Raw genomic sequence first — 16071 nt, 5'->3', positions numbered from 1 at the left:
GAAGTAACTTTATATGAAACACTTTATAGTATCCATTTTTGTTTGTTTCTCCCAACTAAGTTTCGGTCAAAACACCTCGCAATACAACGAACCCTACCGACCCCAATTTCACTTCACACCACCGGCTAAATGGATGAACGATCCGAATGGTTTGGTGTATCACAACGGAAAATACCACCTGTTTTACCAATATTATCCCGACGGGATTGTTTGGGGTCCCATGCATTGGGGTCACGCCGAAAGTACCGATTTGCTGCATTGGAAACAATTACCTGTAGCGTTGTATCCCGATACATTAGGATGGATATTTTCGGGGAGCGCTGTGATTGATAAAGACAATACCGCCGGTTTCGGTAAAAATGCTATGATAGCCATTTATACGTATCACAACGATGACATTTGGAAAGCAGGGAAAAAAAATACCGAAAGTCAGGCGCTGGCTTACAGCTTAGACGAAGGCAAAACCTGGACGAAATATAAAGCCAATCCGGTGTTAAACAATTCCGGAGAACAGGATTTCAGAGATCCGAAAGTATTTTGGCACACACAAACAGCCCGATGGATTATGACTTTGGCCGTAGGCGATAAAATCAAATTATTCTCTTCACAAAACCTTAAAGAATGGCAGGAAGAAAGTGTATTCAAACCCACAGAAAAAGATACGGAATTGGGCGTTTGGGAATGCCCCGATTTATTTTCAATGAAAACCGACTCGGGGGAAACCAAATGGATCATGATCATCAACCACGGCGATAAAGGTCCGAATGGCGGTTCGTGTACACGCTATTTTATTGGTGATTTCGATGGCAAAACATTTACCCAAACCCAAAACGCCAAATGGTTGGATCATGGCACCGATTATTACGCTGCAGTGACTTTTTCAAATGTACCCAATGACAAGAAAATTGTTTTAGGTTGGATGAGCAACTGGCAATACGCGACTAAAGTTCCAACCGAAGTATGGCGCAGCGCTATGACTTTGCCTCGTGAATTGGAATTGATAAAAGATAAAAACGGATACTATTTGAACCAAAAAATGGTATCTCAGTTAGCAGCAGTAACGAAACCCATTTTTTCAAAGGCTAATGTGGCGACACCTTTCGAGAAAAAGGAAATCGATTTATCGCAAAGCGAAGTTCGTTTTGATTTCAGTCAACCCACCGATGCTATGATTACCTTAAGCAATACTAAAGGTGAGCTATTCACCATTACCATCGCCGGCAATATCGTTGTCACCGACCGCAGTCATTCGGGGCAAACCGCTTTTCACGAAAGTTTTGCGGCCAAGCCGCAAGTAATGTCTGTTGAAGATAGGATTACTTCGGTGCAATTGGTCTTGGATAAATCATCGGTTGAAATTTTATTGAATGGCGGGAAATATTCGATGACGAATTTATGCTTTCCAACCGAAGCGTATTCTGAAATAAAAATCATTACTAAAGACTCAATAGCGTTATCAAACTTTACGGTGAGTGCCATTTCGCGAATCTGGTAAACCCGACCTCAATAGTAATAATTGAGAAAAGAGCCTATTATTTAGTGGCTATTTACTAAAAATCCGACTTTTTTTCTTACTATTGATTCCGCTAATCCGCTTAACATCCTTTCTTATGAAAAAATTCCTTGTCTTATGGCTTGTTTTAACCGGTCTTTTCGTTAATGCGCAAGAAGAAACCAAGTTTGTAAAACCCGATTACAAAGCCATCAAAAAAGAAGTCTCCAATAAAAAATCGGCTTATTTCTATGAAAAATTAATGGCAAAATTCAATGCCGCCGATTCAACAATGACTTTAGAAGAAAAGCGTCATTTGTATTTCGGCTTTACCAACTCTAAATTGTATTCCACTGTCTATATGAATCCGGCCAATGACAGTTTGAGAAGTATTATATACAAAGAAAATCTGGACACCGACGATTTTAAGAAAATCATATCGTACGGAAACGAGATTTTAAAAGAAAATCCATTTGATATGCGTACGATGAATATCATATCGTATGCCTATGAAAAACAAGGCAATCTGATTGAAGCCAAAAACAAAGCCATTCAAATCGGTATTCTGGTGGAGGCCATTTTCAGCACGGGCGACGGTATTTCTAAAGAAAATGCCTTCTTTGTAATCAATGTTTCCCATGAATATGACATGATTTCCGTTTTGGGAATGGAGTTTGGCGGCAGTCAGAGTTTAGTGGAAGGCACCTATGATTACCTAACCCTGAAAGAGAACTCCTATGGCCTTAAAGGGTTTTATTTCGATATCAGTGCCAGCATGAATAAGATGAGCGAAATGTTTGGAAAATAAAAAAACGCCGAAGGTTTCTTCGGCGTTTTTCAATTTATACTTTTCCGTTTTTGATTTCTTCTACAATTTCCGGATTTAATAATGTGGTAATATCGCCGAAGTTGGAGAAATCGCCTTCGGCAATTTTTCTCAAAATGCGACGCATAATCTTACCCGAACGCGTTTTAGGCAAACCGGAAACAAACTGAATCTTATCCAATTTGGCAATCGGCCCGATTTGATCAGATATCAATTGGTTGATTTCTTTAGCCAAGTTATCCTGGTTACGGCTCTCGCCTACTTCTTTTAAGATAACAAAACCGTACAAAGCATTTCCTTTGATATCATGTGGGAAACCAACGATGGCACTTTCGGCTACGGCCGGATGCTCGTTGATGGCATCTTCAATTGGCGCCGTGCCCAAATTATGCCCCGAAACAATGATGACATCGTCTACTCTACCCGTAATTCGGTAATACCCAACCTCATCGCGCAACGCGCCGTCTCCCGTAAAATATTTACCCGGGAAAGCCGTGAAATAGGTGTCTTTGTAGCGTTGATGATCGCCCCAAATGGTTCGGGCTATGGATGGCCAAGGAAATTTAATACATAAACTTCCGGTGACTTGATTGCCTTCGATTTCGTTGCGCAACTCATCCATTAACACGGGTTGAATTCCCGGTAACGGCAAGGAAGCATAAGTCGGTTTGGTTGGTGTTACAAACGGAACAGGTGAAATCATAATACCGCCGGTTTCGGTTTGCCACCAGGTATCAACTAACGGACAACGTTTGCCGCCTACGTGGTCGTTGTACCAGTGCCAGGCTTCCTCGTTAATGGGTTCGCCTACCGAACCAATTACTTTTAAGGAACTTAATGGAAATTTCTGCACATAATCCAAACTCTCTTTCGCCAAAGCACGAATCGCAGTTGGGGCAGTGTAGAATTGAGTTACATGATGTTTTTCAATTACTTCCCAAAAACGACTGAAGTTCGGATACGACGGAACACCTTCAAAAATTACTGTAGTGGCGCCGTTTAATAAAGGTCCGTATAAGATATAGGAATGTCCGGTAATCCAACCAATGTCGGCGGTACACCAATAAATATCGTTTTCTTCGTAGTTAAAAATGTTTTTAAACGTATAAGCCGTGTATACCATATAACCGGCCGTGGTATGCACCATTCCTTTCGGTTTTCCGGTGGAACCCGAAGTATACAGGATAAACAACGGATCTTCGGCATCCATGATTTCGGCAACGTTATTGGGAACCGCTTCGTCTAACAGCGGTTGCAACCAATAGTCGCGACCTTCTTTCATAGTCACTGTCGTATTCGTTCTTTTCACTACCAATACTTTTTGAACCGTTGGGCACTTTTCCAGCGCTTCGTCTACGATTCCTTTTAAGTCGATTGATTTATTACCGCGGTAACTCCCATCGGAAGTTATCACTACTTTACACTCGCAATCGTTGATACGTGCTGCCACTGCAGAAGATGAAAATCCGGCAAAAATAACGGAGTGAATGGCTCCGATTCGGGCACAAGCCAAAACCGCTACAGCCAATTCGGGAATCATCGGTAAATAAATACACACACGATCGCCTTTTTGAACACCTTGGTCGCGCAATACGTTAGCTAATTTAGAAACCCGGGCATACAATTCGTTATACGAAATATGCTGCGCCGGCTCATCGGGATCATTAGGTTCAAAGATAATCGCTGTTTTATCGCCACGACGCGCCAAATGACGGTCAATACAGTTTTTAGTGATGTTTACTTTTGCATCTACAAACCATTTGAATTCGGCTTTTTGAAAATCAAATTCGAAAACTTTTTCCCATTTTTGATACCAAGTAAAATTCTCATCGGCTATGCGATCCCAAAACTTACGCGGTTCGCGAACCGATTTTTTATACATCTTGAAGTAATGCTCCAGATTTTGTATTTTGTAATAACTCATTGTAACTCTTCTTTTATTATCGTTTTGTTATGTAAATATAACTATTCTGTAAGTGCGATATTAAATTTTATTGCTAAATAGGTATAGCTATTGTCTGTTATTTTTTATTTGAAAATCCTACATCCGCTATCCTTTATAACTTCCCACTTTAGCCAACTCCAACACTTCTCGCACTTCACCAATAATGGCTTCATCATCGATAGTGGATGGAATTTGAAAGTTCTCCCCATCGGCTATACTGCGTAACAATTTGCGCAAAATTTTACCCGAACGCGTTTTCGGCAATCGATTCACGACAACTACATCTCGTAAAGAAGCTACGGCTCCGATTTGTTCGCGAACCAATTTTACGACTTCGTGTTGCAGCTGGAAATGCTCGATTTCTTCACCGAATTTGGTTACCACCAATGCTAACGGAATTTGCCCTTTCAACTCGTCGTTGACTCCAATTACGGCACATTCGGCTACCGAATGATGCGAAGCTACAATTTCTTCCATCTCGGCAGTCGACAAACGGTGACCGGCCACGTTAATCACATCGTCTACCCTACCGGTTATATAAATGTAACCGTCTTCGTCTTTGTATCCTCCATCGCCCGAGAAATAATACCCCGGAAATTTGGTCAAATACCCCGCTCGGAAACGTTCATTATCGTTCCAAATGTCTAATAATGTTCCCGGAGGCAAAGGCAATTTTATCACGACATAGCCTTCTTCATTGGGATCCAACTCCTGACCGTTTTCCCCTAAAATAACAATATTATAACCCGAAACGGCTTTCCCGGAAGAACCCGGTTTGATTGGTAAATATTCCACACCCATCATATTGGCAATCATCGGCCAACCCGATTCGGTTTGCCACCAGTGGTCGATGGCCGGAATCGGAATATGCTCACGATACCATTCCAGAGTAGCCACATCGCAACGCTCGCCCGCTAAGAACTGGGTTCGCAAACATGACAAATCGTATTGCTTGATGAATACGCCGTTCGGATCTTCTTTTTTAATGGCTCTGATGGCGGTGGGTGCCGTAAACATAACGCTAACCCTATGCTCGGCTATCACACGCCAAAAGGTACTGGCATCAGGGGTTTTAATGGGTTTACCTTCAAAAACAATCGTAGTATTTCGATTGAGTAACGGACCGTACACAATATAACTGTGACCCACAACCCAACCCACATCGGAAGCGGCCCAAAAGACTTCACCCGGTTGCACACCATAGATTTTTTGCATCGAAAATTTCAGCGCCGTGACGTAACCGCCCGTATCGCGCACAATCCCTTTGGGTTTACCCGTAGTTCCCGAAGTGTATAAAACGTATAAAGGATGCGTAGATTCGACCGAAACACAGTCGGCTTCCTCTGAACCATACACTAAAGCATCATAATCGACATCGTATTTTTTAAACGGAATTCTTGCGCCGAGTTTGCGATTTAACACCACTACTTTTTTTGGTTTGTGTTCGGCTAATTCGATAGCTTCGTCCACCAAAGGTTTGTAGGCTATGAGTCGGTCGATTTCAATGCCCGAAGAAGCCGTAATAATCACTCTGGGTTTGCAATCGTCAATTCTGATAGCCAACTCATGTGGCGCAAAACCACCAAAAACGACCGAGTGCGTGACACCGATTCGGGCGCAGGCCAACATGGCAAAAGTGGCTTGCGGAATCATCGGCATATAAATCACAGCGGTATGTCCTTTCTTCAATCCTAAAGAAATCAGACCTCCGGCCAATCGGGCGACTTCCGACTTAACTTCGTTATAGGTATATTTTTTAACGGTTTGGGTAACGGGCGAATCGTAAATCAGCGCTACTGCGTCGCCATAACCATCATTAATGTGTTTGTCGAGCGCCAAATAGCAGGCATTCAAGCTGCCGTCTTTGTACCACAACGGATAGCCGTGAGCATCGGCAGACAATAGGGTTTGCGGTTGGGTAAACCAGTCGACCTGATTGGCTTGTTCGGCCCAGAAAGCTTCCGGATTTTGGATGCTTAGGTCGTATAATTCTTGATATTTCATAGTGGTGTTTGGGTTAGGTTTACAATGTAGTTATGCTCTTCAACAAGCTCAGATTGACAAATGAGCTGTGACATCCTTTTCAACAGAAAAAGAGAAAACAGCATGTAATCAATATGTTGTATGAATTTAGTTTCCGAGCAATTCGTTTACTTGTTCGACGACTTTTTTTATGGAAAAAGGTTTGGTTAAATAAGCATCAGCACCCAGTGCTAATCCTTTTTCAATATCACTTTCTTTGTTTTTGGCCGAAAGGAAAATGACTTTACAATGTTGGAGTTTTTCATTTTTCTTGATATGCTCCAAGGTTTCAAATCCGTCTACCAAAGGCATCATGATATCGAGGATAATAATATCGGGCAATTGGGTTTTCAAAATATCCAACGCTTCCTGACCGTCGCGGGCAATATACACTTCAAAGCTGTTCTTTTTGAAAGTATACTCGAGCGACATCACAATATTGGGTTCGTCATCTACAATTAAGATCTTTTTCATGACTGTTGTTTTTTGGGTATGGTAAAACTCAGGCAGGCCCCGCCGGTGGCATTATTAGTTGCCCAAATTTTTCCTTTATGATGTTCTATAATTTGTTTGCAAATGGCCAATCCCAATCCGCTGCCGATAGGCTTTTTAAAATTCTGATTGGTCGATTGGTAAAATTTGTCAAAAATAGTTTCAAAATCATTCGGCGCAATGCCTTTACCGTTATCACTAACTTCAACTTGCACCACCTCATGTTTGTCGTAAACCGCTATGGTAATCAAACCATTGGTATCGGGACAAAACTTAATCGCATTCGACACTAAATTGGTTACCACCTGCACAATTCGATCTTCATCGTAATCGGCTTTTAAATTACCGTTGCCTTCCACATGCACGTGAATGTGCTTGTTGTTAATGAGTTGTTGTAAAGGTTCGATGGCATTTTCAATCGTTTCGACCATCTTGTGTGTAGCAAAGTTAACTTTTTGCCGTCCGGTTTCAAACTTTTCAAGGTCGAGAATTTTATCAATCAAACGATTTAATCTATCCGATTCCGAAATGATGTTTTGCAAAAACTGTTTGCGTAACTCTTCCGGAATCTCGTCATCGTCATACAAAATTTCACTCGATGCCCGAATGGCCGTAATCGGCGTTCGCAATTCGTGGGTTACCGTATCGAGGAATTCATCTTTTTGTTTGTCTTTGATCATCAAAGAAGCATTGGCTTCTTGCAATTTGGCGGAGATTTCCTTAAGCTCGTTGGAGGTTTCCGTCAATTTTTTATTGATGATGATATTCTCTTTGGATTCTTCTAAAATCTTCAATACTTCGGGTAAGGTAATTTTCTCTTCTTTGACGACGCTGGCAATCAAAATTTTAGCCGAAGCCGTTCCGATATGGCCGGTAAGCAGGTTTTCGGAGAATTTAATCAAACGCGCATCAGCCAATTTTTCATCTTTATCGACATTGTATTTCACATTAAAGATGTTCATGGCGCGCTTGGTGCGTTCTTCGCCTAAAAATTTAATCAAAACTTTCTCGATATCGGTACGATAAGCGGTTCCTTTCCAAATAAACGCATTTTCATGCATAGTGATGTATTTGTTGATGTCGAGAAACATCTCGGCATAATTTCGTTCCCGATAATTGCCTTTAAAACTCACGGAAACCGCCACATAAATCAGAAAATTAAAGAGCAAACTCCAAAACAACGCATGCGGCACCGGTTGCAAATAATCTAACCCGAAAAGCTGTAACGGTTTAAGCAATTCTACACCAAATAATCCTTGTGTGATAAAAGAGGTATCGGAAGATGTGATGCCTAAAGCATACGGAACGAGCAAGGTATACAAACAAATGACAAACCCCACAATTAAACCCCAAACGGCTCCGGTTCGGGAACCTCTGCGCCAAAATAGTGCGCCGAAAAACGACGGTGCCAATTGTGCAATAATCACAAAGGCCACTAAACCAATGGAGAACAAACTGTAATCTAACGCAAAAAAACGATAGATAAAATACGCCATGATAATCAGTGAAAAAATCCCGATTTTACGAATGTTGACAATCTTTTTGTTGATGGTTGACTGTTCATTGTTTTTCAATCGGCCCAACAACCCATAGGGAATAATAAGGTTGTTGCTGACCATGGTAGACAATCCGATAGACGACACCACAATCATGGAAATGGCAGCCGAAAATCCGCCTAAAAAAACCAAAACCGTCAGGGCTTCGTTACCGAAATGCTGCGGAATTAATAGTGAATACGTATCGGAATTCACCGCTTGTCCATCGAACAAAATATTACCGCCCCAGGCTATCGGATACACAAATATATTAAACAACAACAAGTACAACGGAAACAACCAAACTGCAGTATTGACATGGTTTTCGCGATTGTTTTCGATAACCGAAACCTGAAATTGTCGGGGCAATAAAAAAATGGCAAACATCGAAAGGATACACAAAAAGAACCAGTTGATGGCTTGCGGCAAACCGCCCAAGGTATTCTTTTGGCGAAAAAGTTCGAGTTTAGAGGCTTTGGCATAAATATCGTCAAATCCGTCAAAAACGTAAAAAGTCACATACAATCCTATGGTCAAAAAGAAAACCAACTTCAGCACACTTTCTAATGCCACAGCAGTAACAATACCTTTTCGCTTTTCAGACGCATCTACATAACGCGTCCCGTAAATAGACGAAAATATCGCCAGGGCAAAAGCCACATAGGTCGTACTATCGTCAAAAATATAAGAACTCGATTGAGTGTTTGTAACGATGTGAAACGTTTCGGCAATCGATTTGAGTTGCAAAGCGATGTAAGGCAAAATCCCGAACAAACAAACAATGGTCACCACAGCGCCCAAAAAACGGCTGTTGCCATAACGCAGCGAAATGAAATCGGCGATACTCGACACCTTATTGACCCGTGAAATGCGGATGATTTTCTTGAGAATAATAATCCAAGCCGGAATAATAATCACCGGTCCTAAATATACCGGTAGGTAATTGAGTCCCGAATTGGCAGCTACTCCGATGCTACCATAGTATGTCCAAGCCGTACAATACACCGCTAAGGAAAGTGAATAAATGTAGGGATTGTTCGTCCAGCGGATATTGCCTTTTTTCTCGGCCCAATGCGCAATAAAAAAAAGCAACCCAAGATAAAGCGCTAATATGATTAATAACACAATACTATTCATGGTAACGCTTGATTATGATGAAAGACAACAACGCAGCAAAGAACCAAAGTGAAAAAATGTAAATGTAAATTACAGGAAAACCCATAAAACTATCGGCACTGTCAAACAGCAGCACTATCGGCAGGTTTAATCCGATAAGCAACAGCATCGAGATGATTACTAGTTTTTGTTGGTGTCTTTGCTTCATTTTATTCGTGTAAAACACCAAAAGCCCTTAACTAGTAAGAGCTTTTGGTTAACCATTAACTTCAAAATTAATCTTCGTATTCATTGGTGAGTGCATACCATCCGAATATGGTTAATCCGGTGACAATTAACGGTAATAATATGAAAAAAATAATTATCCCGAAAACTAAATCGTCTTGTTTACCTGAAGTTAGCTTGCCGCCGAAAATTCCGATAGCATAATACGCTACCGCTATGGCCAAGGCAATCCAAACAATTCCTAATATTTTTTTGAGTGTATTCATAGTCTTAGTTTTAGTCGTGAAGTGTATTAATTTTTCTGTCGATGTAAATCATACCGATGACGAAACACACTGCGGCAATTCCGATCGGATACCACAATCCTTCGAGATAAAACTCGGGATCACCGGCATCTTTAGCCGTCGTTACAAAATAAGTTGAAATAGCCGGAAGCAATCCGCCAAAGATACCATTTCCAACGTGATACGGTAATGACATCGAGGTGTATCGGATTTTTACCGGGAACATTTCGACCAAGAAAGCCGCAATCGGACCGTACACCATGGTTACAAAAATGACTTGTACAAACACCATGAATACCAAGAACCACATGTCGCCGGTATTGATTTTTTTGGTGACTTTGGTTTCGATTTTGTCTTTACCTTTATCGTCTACCATTAATTTTCCGTTTTCGAAATGTTTGGTTTTAATTTCTTCTACGGTAGTGCCGTCGGTGTACGCTTTTGTGGTGGTGTAAATGGAGTCCGTTTTTGTCGCATCGACCTCTTTCATAGACGGTACCACTTTGGTTTGATTTACAATTTCGGTTTTTTGTGCTAAGTCGGTTGAAGCATACATCGCACGATAAATCGGACGATAGAGTAAAATGGCAAGTAACATTCCACCCATCATTATCACTTTTCGACCCCATTTATCGCTCAACCAGCCAAAGAAAACAAAGAACGGTGTTCCTAAAATTAAGGCGATTCCCAACAGCATGTCGACTTGTGACGAATCGATACTCTGTACGGTTTTTAAGAAGTTCATGGCATAAAACTGGCCGGTATACCACACTACGCCTTGCCCCATGGTGGCTCCAAATAAAGCCAATAATACAAACTTGAGGTTGTATTTGTGACCGAAACTTTCTTTTAACGGATTGGTCGATGTTTTTCCTTCCGATTTGGCTTTGGCAAAAACAGGAGATTCATCCATATTTTTACGAATCAGATACGATACATACACCATTAAAATGGATACCCAAAACGGTACTCTCCAACCCCATTCTTCAAAAGCCTCTTTTGACATTACGGCCTTGGTGATCAAAATCACCATCAGGGAAATAAATAAACCAACAGTAGCCGTAGTCTGAATCCAGGAAGTCCAGTATCCTTTTTCTCCTTTTGGGGCATGCTCGGCCACATAGGTTGCGGCACCGCCATACTCACCTCCGAGTGCTAACCCTTGTAGTAATCGAAGTATTAACACCAATACCGGAGCCAAGAAACCTATCGATTCATAGCTCGGAATACATCCGATGACAAACGTGGCACCACCCATTAGCATCAGGGTTACCATAAAGGTATATTTTCTTCCGATTAAGTCGCCCAATCTTCCGAAGAATAAAGCACCAAACGGGCGTACTACGAATCCGGCAGCAAAAGTAGCTAAAGTGGATAAGAAGGCAGCCGTCGGATTATCGGACGGGAAAAATTTGGTTGACAACACTACGGCTAAACTCCCGAATATGTAAAAATCGTACCATTCAATCATGGTTCCCATGGAGGAAGCAGAAATTACTTTCCAAATTCCTTTTGTTTTTTTATTGCTCATATATTATAATTTTGATTGGTTATTAAAAACTGTAGCAACACGAAATCATGGCTCTGAAATTGCCTACTTTTTTGTTGTTTCCATCGAAGGTAGCATCGGGTTTTAAATCGCCCCATGTGGCTCCGGTATATTCTAATTCGGGTGTAAATCTGAATTTATTTTGTTTGAAATCGACTCTGGCGGATACTCGCATTACATTATCTACGCCACGGGTTCCCGAGAAACCTCTGCCGTACAATGTGGTCGGGTTGTCTTTACTGACGCCATCGGTTTTAGTGTACCCGAAAAATAATCCTGGTGCTATACTTTTACCGTTACCGGCAATATCCACCCACATAGCAGTGGTTTTGATACCTTCATACGTTTCTACTTCTCCCGGCGTGGTGTAACCGGCAAATCCGCCCAACATGACTAAGTTGTACATATTTTTACCGGTAATTCCGTACGCTTTAATGTGAAACTTGTCGTTATTGTATTTAAAATATCCTACAACCGAAGTGGTATTCACTTTTTCGGAAGTTGCTAAACCATTACTAACGGTTAGTGGTTGTAACGATTTGTATTCAAATCCTAATCCGGCAATCCAGTTGTTGTTTTTAAATTGAAATTGTCCGTGTAAGGTAGGCAACATGGAATTGAAAGAAGCCGAATTTTGTGTACCTCCGGTAGCCGTAGCCGTGGTAAACTCACGCTCTTTGTAAACGGTAAAGGCAAACGATAACTCTTTGGTTAAATTTTGTTTGATTCGGGCTTGAGAGACCCAGCCGAAAGGGTTAAACATGATTCCGGTGCTAAAATTAGCCACTCCCGGAAATACTTCAGGAATAAAAGTAGGATACCACGTTTGGCCTACCATGACGCTTGTTTTTTCCCACTCTAAATTCACATAGGCGTGTCGCAATCGTAATAATCCGATTGTAGATTCGGTGTTTCCAAAGAAATCCCCCTCTAAAGTTCCCGACGTTTTGGCTCCCCAAACATTAGGACCTTTGGCTTTGACACCCAAACGAGAAACTACCGACAGAAAGTTGGATGCTCCGGCATCGTTAATATCCTCTCCGTTGGCATCGAGCTGTTCGTCGAGAGGATAAAGATTAAGATTGTACTCCCGTACTTGAGCCGATCGTCGGGTATCCCAAATGTAATCGGTTCTGATAAATCCGTACACGCTCACATCCCATTCTTTAGCAACGGGTGCTACCGGAGCGGTCGAAGTAGTTTGCGCATGACTCACCAGAGAACCTATGGCAAACGCTACTAAAACTAGTTTTTTCATAATTCAAATTGTTGGTTAGTGATTGGCTTTTCAGCTGGACCAAATTCTAACTATTTGCTTATGAAAAAAATTACTGTATATATTTTTGTAAACTACTATAGTTAATCCTTAAAGCGCTCCCATTTTATGAGCATGAACTTATCGCCTAACTCGGTTATAATCATCCCTGCGCCTTTGAGCACTTCTTTATTCTTAAGAAACTCTACCAATTCCAAGTGATTGTAAATCTTATAGGTAGGATGATAATCGGTATGATTGGGTTTGGAAATTTTAAACTCTTTCACCCAATTACTTACCGTAACGTGAGAAACCCCGATAATCCTTTCGATTTCACGGTAACTCAACCCCTCGAGATAGAGTTGCAAGGCTTTGGTAACATAGTAACTATCGATCTTCTTCCCTAGCTTATTTACGGTAAAATAGTATTGGCATTTTTTACACAAAAACCTTTGTCTGTCTTTAATCACGCCACTTTTCACAATAGTATCGCCTTGGCATTTGGGACAAGCTACAATCTCCATATATATAAATTTTGCATAAATATACTTATTTAGCAAATATACAAAAGCGATATATTAATTTTTTTTACATAAAAATTGCACTAACTTTAATTTTAAAGTCATTTTATTACAGATAATAAAATTTAAAGTGGTAAGTCGGTGCTGAAGATTTTACAAGAGTGTAGCTTGCCGAATTTATTTTTACTTCAAAAAAACAACCGAAAATTGTATCTCTATTTGGTTTCAAATTACATCCATTTCTTTAAAAAAATAAAAATTATCTTATAAAACATTTTAAGCAAACTTTTTCTTACTTTTATCATAAAGATTTAATTATGAATTGGAACGCGACTATTATCACTCACAAGGGTGAAAAAAGAATTGCAGTTGCTGTGAAAAGAACGGAAGAGCATACTGCTTTTATTCGAGGCTTTGTTGGCTCCAAATGGAGTCAAACCCTGAAAACATGGCACATTCCCGACACCGAAGAAAACAGAGCCTACTTTGGTCTGCCACTTACTTCTACTTTTGTACCTAACGAAGAAGGCAGAGCTCAGATAACAAAATTCAAAAGTTGGTTGGATTCGAAACGATACAGTCCAAATACAGTTAAGACATACATCGATGCGGTGAAATCATTCTTAGTGTATTTCAATCATAAAAAATTAGAAGACATTACCAACCAAGATTTAATCCAATACAACAACGACTACATTTTGAGAAATAACTATTCAGAGTCCTTTCAAAATCAAATTGTTAATGCCTTAAAGCTTTTTTTTAAAATAACAGGATCCGAGAATTTTGATGTAGAAAAAATTGAACGTCCCAAAAGAGCTAAAAAATTGCCTATCGTTTTGAGTAAAGAAGAGGTGAACCGATTGATTGAAGTAACCGGTAATTTGAAACACAAAACATTATTAGCTCTCATTTACTCCTCGGGATTACGAATCAGTGAAGCACTCAATATAAAACCGAAAGATGTTGACAGTAAACGAATGTTGATTCATGTTAAAAATGCCAAAGGCAAAAAAGATCGTTATACTCTATTATCCCACAAAGTATTGGTCATGATGCGAGAATACTATCAGGTTTACCAGCCCAAAATGTATTTATTTGAGGGAACCAAAGGACGCATGTATAGTAGCAGAAGTGCGCAGGCTGCATTACAAAATGCGGCTGTAAAAGCCAAAATCACCAAGCGAATTAGTTTGCACACTTTACGACACAGTTTTGCCACACATTTGTTGGAAAGCGGGACTGATTTGCGATTTATTCAAGAATTACTGGGCCACAGCAGTCCGAAAACAACCATGATTTATACTCATGTGAGCAGCACTTCGTTTAAAAACATTACCAACCCTTTTGATATGTAAGAAAATTTTATAAATTTGTTTGTATCCCATAATTAACCCGCCAGCTCTAGTTTGAGAAGAAGAAAAAAATAATGAAAACTTTCGCCTATCCTTCCGCACAAGAATTTAACAGGTAATAAAAGTTCGGATATAAACTAGTTAGCGGTAATATCTCAGAACACTCATTAAAAATCATAACCCATGAAAAAACTATTTTACTCAGTTGCATTTTTCTTTTTTATGTACACAAACCTTTTTAGCCAATCAATTGCAGAATTAAAAATCTCAAGTGAGGAATTACCAAAAGAATACGCAATGACGAAGGAAACACAATGTAAGTCGGTTCACGCATGTGCATTTTATAAGCAGACAGATCTGTATAGCTCATTTTTAGGGAAAGTTAAATCGAAAGAAATACAAAATTTCCAAAGTAAAAAAGACAGTGGAAGCATTATGTACTTTGAATTCGAAAGAGATTTTGAGGCTGATGAGTTTTTAAAAGGACTTTTGTGGGGTTCGCAGTTGCCTTCGAAATCACATCCGGAGGAGTTCATCGCAAAAGGTAAATTTCTGATTATTTATAGTTTCGAAAAAGATAGCGAATTGAAAAAGTTGGCTCAAGATAAACAAAAACTACTACTAAATTAAAGATACTACCGCTAACAGCGGTTTGAAGCAATAACTAGTTTATTTGTAAAAGGAAAATCTTTCTTCACGAAAAACTTTTATCTTTAACAGAAAATAATCAGTCCGCTGGCTTCGTTACTGCTTCAAGCCGCGGAACGTTATAGGCAACCAAAATGAGACACTTTATTAACATAACAATTTTACTTTTTTGGACGACTTTATCGTTTGGACAAATACAACTTATATCACGGAAAGATAACGAGACAGCTGAGCAATTTGCCGAACGCCAAAAACCAGAAAACTCAACTTTGACACATAAAGTTTTAGAAACAAAATGGAACGGAAATTCTACTATCATTTCACTTTACGACATAACATACAAATTACCTAAAGAAAATGACCCAGACCAGCAGACATATCATAAAATTGTAGGATTTGTATTTTCTGAACTGGATAAAAACACTTACAGCAAAATAACTTTTGGAACGATAGATACTGAAGGTGGCAATCCGTCAATTGAAACTATCTTCTTCGCAAACGCTGACAACGACAAGGCAAAAGAGATAATAATCATAGCTTCTTGGGAACAGAGACATTATGATGTTAATGGAACGCTCTACGGTACGTACGTTTTTGATGACAAAACTATCGAGAAAACATTTGATTTGAAATTTCTTGAAGAAATAAGCAAAAAACTTGACGGAGGCTGTGAATGTAATTGGAGTGACGGAACAAATAAGAAATCGAAATTTAAAGTAGCATCAGAAGTAAAAAAAGAATTAGTCAGACTTGGTTATAAATAATAATTGTAAGCGGATTTAAATCCAAAATTGGCAGCCTATAACAGG

Annotated in this window: 14 protein-coding genes; 5 read left to right on the top strand and 9 right to left on the bottom strand. The window is 39.9% G+C overall.

The genetic code is table 11. The annotated features are described in order from the left end of the window. Window positions 1-13 precede the first annotated feature (13 nt). Both QHT84_RS05645 and QHT84_RS05640 read left to right on the top strand, forming a co-directional pair. Complete coding sequence (locus QHT84_RS05645) at window positions 14-1495, top strand: glycoside hydrolase family 32 protein (protein WP_283238579.1); 1482 nt, start codon at window positions 14-16, stop codon at window positions 1493-1495. Window positions 1496-1610: 115 nt separating this feature from the next. Further along, window positions 1611-2300 carry a DUF4919 domain-containing protein gene (locus tag QHT84_RS05640; RefSeq protein WP_283238578.1) on the top strand — a complete coding sequence of 230 codons (690 nt, stop codon included), beginning with the start codon at window positions 1611-1613 and terminating at the stop codon, window positions 2298-2300. Window positions 2301-2334: 34 nt separating this feature from the next. Here QHT84_RS05640 and acs read toward each other — a convergent pair whose 3' ends face one another. The 9 genes from acs to QHT84_RS05595 form a co-directional block, all read right to left on the bottom strand. Then, the gene (gene acs, locus QHT84_RS05635) at window positions 2335-4242 is read right to left on the bottom strand and encodes an acetate--CoA ligase (protein ID WP_283238577.1); all 1908 of its coding nucleotides are present in this window, start codon (window positions 4240-4242) and stop codon (window positions 2335-2337) included. A 126-nt stretch (window positions 4243-4368) separates the two neighbouring features. Further along, entirely contained in the window at window positions 4369-6267 is a 1899-nt protein-coding gene (locus tag QHT84_RS05630; RefSeq protein WP_283238576.1) for an acetate--CoA ligase, read from the bottom strand. A gap of 126 nt (window positions 6268-6393) precedes the next feature. Then, window positions 6394-6759: a response regulator transcription factor gene (locus QHT84_RS05625; RefSeq protein ID WP_283238575.1), complete on the bottom strand. Its 366-nt coding sequence runs from the start codon at window positions 6757-6759 to the stop codon at window positions 6394-6396. Beyond that, window positions 6756-9449: an ATP-binding protein gene (locus QHT84_RS05620; RefSeq protein WP_283238574.1), complete on the bottom strand. Its 2694-nt coding sequence runs from the start codon at window positions 9447-9449 to the stop codon at window positions 6756-6758. The genes QHT84_RS05625 and QHT84_RS05620 overlap by 4 nt, the downstream gene beginning before the upstream one ends. Further along, the gene (locus QHT84_RS05615) at window positions 9442-9636 is read right to left on the bottom strand and encodes a hypothetical protein (protein ID WP_283238573.1); all 195 of its coding nucleotides are present in this window, start codon (window positions 9634-9636) and stop codon (window positions 9442-9444) included. Before QHT84_RS05615 ends, QHT84_RS05620 begins: the two co-directional genes overlap by 8 nt. 67 nt (window positions 9637-9703) lie before the next feature. Continuing rightward, complete coding sequence (locus QHT84_RS05610) at window positions 9704-9919, bottom strand: DUF6814 family protein (RefSeq protein ID WP_283238572.1); 216 nt, start codon at window positions 9917-9919, stop codon at window positions 9704-9706. Window positions 9920-9929: 10 nt separating this feature from the next. Further along, complete coding sequence (locus tag QHT84_RS05605) at window positions 9930-11468, bottom strand: MFS transporter (RefSeq protein ID WP_283238571.1); 1539 nt, start codon at window positions 11466-11468, stop codon at window positions 9930-9932. A 22-nt stretch (window positions 11469-11490) separates the two neighbouring features. After that, the gene (locus QHT84_RS05600) at window positions 11491-12744 is read right to left on the bottom strand and encodes a DcaP family trimeric outer membrane transporter (RefSeq protein WP_283238570.1); all 1254 of its coding nucleotides are present in this window, start codon (window positions 12742-12744) and stop codon (window positions 11491-11493) included. A 101-nt stretch (window positions 12745-12845) separates the two neighbouring features. Then, window positions 12846-13265, bottom strand: coding sequence for an IS1/IS1595 family N-terminal zinc-binding domain-containing protein (locus QHT84_RS05595; RefSeq protein ID WP_283238569.1), 420 nt, complete (start codon window positions 13263-13265; stop codon window positions 12846-12848). Window positions 13266-13579: 314 nt separating this feature from the next. Here QHT84_RS05595 and xerA point away from each other — a divergent pair, with 314 nt between their 5' ends. The 3 genes from xerA to QHT84_RS05580 all read left to right on the top strand — a co-directional run bounded on the left by xerA (window position 13580) and on the right by QHT84_RS05580 (window position 16026). Next, window positions 13580-14617 (top strand): site-specific tyrosine recombinase/integron integrase, encoded by a 1038-nt coding sequence (xerA, locus tag QHT84_RS05590; RefSeq protein WP_283238568.1) that lies wholly within the window; start codon window positions 13580-13582, stop codon window positions 14615-14617. A gap of 180 nt (window positions 14618-14797) precedes the next feature. Next, complete coding sequence (locus QHT84_RS05585; protein WP_283238567.1) at window positions 14798-15244, top strand: hypothetical protein; 447 nt, start codon at window positions 14798-14800, stop codon at window positions 15242-15244. A gap of 152 nt (window positions 15245-15396) precedes the next feature. Then, on the top strand, window positions 15397-16026 hold the full coding sequence (locus tag QHT84_RS05580) for a hypothetical protein (RefSeq protein WP_283238566.1): 630 nt from the start codon (window positions 15397-15399) through the stop codon (window positions 16024-16026). Window positions 16027-16071: the final 45 nt, after the last annotated feature.

The sequence above is a fragment of the Flavobacterium sedimenticola genome, from assembly GCF_030053345.1.
In the GTDB taxonomy this organism is placed as follows: domain Bacteria; phylum Bacteroidota; class Bacteroidia; order Flavobacteriales; family Flavobacteriaceae; genus Flavobacterium; species Flavobacterium sedimenticola.
Note: the sequence above shows the minus strand (reverse complement) of the source record. Positions and strands in the feature narration are given on the sequence as shown.

What these genes read in the sequence shown, in the direction of transcription:
- QHT84_RS05645 (WP_283238579.1), top strand. Translation starts at nt 14, where the DNA reads ATGAAACACTTTATAGTATCCATTTTTGTTTGTTTCTCCCAACTAAGT.
- acs (WP_283238577.1), bottom strand. Translation starts at nt 4,242, where the DNA reads ATGAGTTATTACAAAATACAAAATCTGGAGCATTACTTCAAGATGTAT.
- QHT84_RS05630 (WP_283238576.1), bottom strand. Translation starts at nt 6,267, where the DNA reads ATGAAATATCAAGAATTATACGACCTAAGCATCCAAAATCCGGAAGCT.
- QHT84_RS05580 (WP_283238566.1), top strand. Translation starts at nt 15,397, where the DNA reads ATGAGACACTTTATTAACATAACAATTTTACTTTTTTGGACGACTTTA.
- QHT84_RS05610 (WP_283238572.1), bottom strand. Translation starts at nt 9,919, where the DNA reads ATGAATACACTCAAAAAAATATTAGGAATTGTTTGGATTGCCTTGGCC.
- QHT84_RS05595 (WP_283238569.1), bottom strand. Translation starts at nt 13,265, where the DNA reads ATGGAGATTGTAGCTTGTCCCAAATGCCAAGGCGATACTATTGTGAAA.
- QHT84_RS05600 (WP_283238570.1), bottom strand. Translation starts at nt 12,744, where the DNA reads ATGAAAAAACTAGTTTTAGTAGCGTTTGCCATAGGTTCTCTGGTGAGT.
- QHT84_RS05585 (WP_283238567.1), top strand. Translation starts at nt 14,798, where the DNA reads ATGAAAAAACTATTTTACTCAGTTGCATTTTTCTTTTTTATGTACACA.
- QHT84_RS05640 (WP_283238578.1), top strand. Translation starts at nt 1,611, where the DNA reads ATGAAAAAATTCCTTGTCTTATGGCTTGTTTTAACCGGTCTTTTCGTT.
- QHT84_RS05615 (WP_283238573.1), bottom strand. Translation starts at nt 9,636, where the DNA reads ATGAAGCAAAGACACCAACAAAAACTAGTAATCATCTCGATGCTGTTG.
- QHT84_RS05605 (WP_283238571.1), bottom strand. Translation starts at nt 11,468, where the DNA reads ATGAGCAATAAAAAAACAAAAGGAATTTGGAAAGTAATTTCTGCTTCC.
- QHT84_RS05620 (WP_283238574.1), bottom strand. Translation starts at nt 9,449, where the DNA reads ATGAATAGTATTGTGTTATTAATCATATTAGCGCTTTATCTTGGGTTG.
- xerA (WP_283238568.1), top strand. Translation starts at nt 13,580, where the DNA reads ATGAATTGGAACGCGACTATTATCACTCACAAGGGTGAAAAAAGAATT.
- QHT84_RS05625 (WP_283238575.1), bottom strand. Translation starts at nt 6,759, where the DNA reads ATGAAAAAGATCTTAATTGTAGATGACGAACCCAATATTGTGATGTCG.